General features: G+C 64.8%; 2 protein-coding genes. Both read left to right on the top strand.

Features of this window, described 5'->3' with window-relative positions; translation table 11 throughout:
- Positions 1-559 precede the first annotated feature (559 nt).
- Positions 560-877, top strand: a complete 318-nt coding sequence (locus AB1609_22425) for a hypothetical protein (GenBank protein ID MEW6049190.1) — start codon at positions 560-562, stop codon at positions 875-877.
- On the top strand, positions 874-2,028 hold a 1,155-nt coding region (locus tag AB1609_22420), incomplete at its 3' end, for a hypothetical protein (GenBank protein MEW6049189.1). The genes AB1609_22425 and AB1609_22420, both read left to right, overlap by 4 nt.

Raw genomic sequence — 2,028 nt, 5'->3', positions numbered from 1 at the left:
AGGCGAAGCGCAGTGCGTCCGCGCAGGCGGCCATTTCTCCCACGGTGATGTGCACTGCGGTAACCTTCGTCACCCCGTGGGAGGTGGCTGCCTGCCGGCACACGGCCAGGATTTCTTCCACCAGCGCTAACTCGTGCACAGTTTCACTTGCCCGGTGAAATGATACAAAATGGTGACCGCATTTGGCTTGTTGTAACGTTGCGGCTTCCTTGCACAAAATGACACAAACTTGGTGGCCCGGGCGCACAAGTGACGCGGCTAACATGGACCGAGCAGGGGGTGGCGCCACGGTGGGGGTCGGCCGGCAGGGCGTCCGGTCCGAGGGGGTTACTGGCAGCCAGATAAATACTCAGGAATCTCCACAGGTTCCTGGCAATAGTTGCAAGGGACCAGGTAACAGCGAGGCACGAGCATGAACAGGCGGCCAATAGGAGGCGAACATGCGTTGACATGGGGTCATCCCCCTGGTATAATGCCTACGAACCGATGTGCGAAGATGGCCCGGGCGCAGGGTGTGCTCGGGCGCAACCGGCAGGTGCGGTGGCGGTGAAGGTGACCTTTGAGACTCAAAGACAGGTCTTTGTATCCCCTGCTGGAGGCCTTTGCCGCCCTCTTTGGCCGCGTCGAGCGGACCCTCTTCCGTGACCATTACGTGCGGGGTGAGCCCCTGCCCGACTGCAAGCGTCGTTACCTTCGTGCGTTTGGCATCACCGCCCGCATGTTCAACGCCGTGGCCTCGGTGCTGGGGGGCAAGGTGAAGGCCGCCCTCCAAGCCAAAGAGAGGCACGCACGCAGGCTGAAAGCCGAGATCCGCTCGCTGGGGGAATCCCTGGCCGGCCTCAAGGGGCGGCTGGAGCAGGCGGAAGGCCCGGGGTGACCTGCACCCTGTTTCCTGACGGCACCCTGCGGCTGAGGCTTCCCGATATCCTGGCGGAGAGCGTGGGCAAGAAGTGGCTGCTCGTCCCGGGCATTCGCTTCCGCTACGGGCAGGACGCCGTAGACCGGGCCCTGGCGCGGGGCCAGGCGCTCACCTACCGGTTTCTGCGCCGGGAGAGGAAGGGCAAGCCCGTCTGGTACGTACAGGTGATGCTGGAACGGGAAGATGCCCCGGTGGTGACCAGCGGACTGCTGGGTGCCCTGGGTGTGGACCTCAACCCGGGCCTTGTTGCCACGGCGTGGATTGACCGCTGCGGCAACCCGGTATCCTGGCGGCACATTCGCGTGCTGACGCGGGGGCGCAGGCGGCACCAGGTCACTGCCAGCCTGGCGGAGGCGGCAGCCGACGTGGTTGCCTGGGCGAAGGCCGAGGGCGTGCCCATCGTGGTGGAGAGGCTGGATTTCGAGAAAAAGAAGGCGCGTCTCCGGGAGATGGGCGCCGGGTACGCTCGTATGCTCTCCGGGTTTGCCTACAGCAAGTTCCATGCCCTGCTTCTTTCCCGTGCGGCGAGGGAGGGAGTGGAGGTCATCGAGGAGAACCCTGCCCTCACCAGCGTGATCGGGCAGGTGAAGTTTGGCCCTGGGTACGGGCTTTCGCCCCACGCTGCGGCGGCGGTGGCGATTGCCAGGCGGGGCGTGAGGTTTGGGGAACGGCTCCGGTCCAGGTCCGCCCTCCTGCTACCTGCAGGGAATCGCGGGAGGCACGTCTGGAGCGACTGGAACCGTCTATCCCGGGGGCTGCGTGCCAAAAGCGCGCGCGGTCGGCGTCCCTCCGAGGGAAACTGGGGCAGGGGGTTAACCCTATCCCGGGCGGCACCTGCGGCCTGCGAGTTGCAAGGCCCGCCCGGAGATGGTCTATCCCCGGTTCCGGGGTGCGATCCCCCGGCGCAAACGGTCGGAGTGCTGTTCGCCCGGCCTCTCAACAATGCGCAGCTATCCACACTTATTGTTGAGTCTCGAGGAACGGCGAAATCGTGGTATATTTGGCAGGAGAGATCCAGCGGGAGGAGTGACAGCGTGGACGCCATGTGGGGAAACCTCATCTGGATACTGTTTCTGGTGTGGGGGCTGCTCTTGCCGGTCATGTCCAGG

The sequence above is a fragment of the Bacillota bacterium genome (assembly GCA_040754675.1).
GTDB lineage: Bacteria > Bacillota > Limnochordia > Limnochordales > Geochordaceae > Geochorda.
The sequence above is the reverse complement of the archived record's forward strand: the minus strand, read 5'-3'. Positions and strand labels throughout refer to the sequence as shown.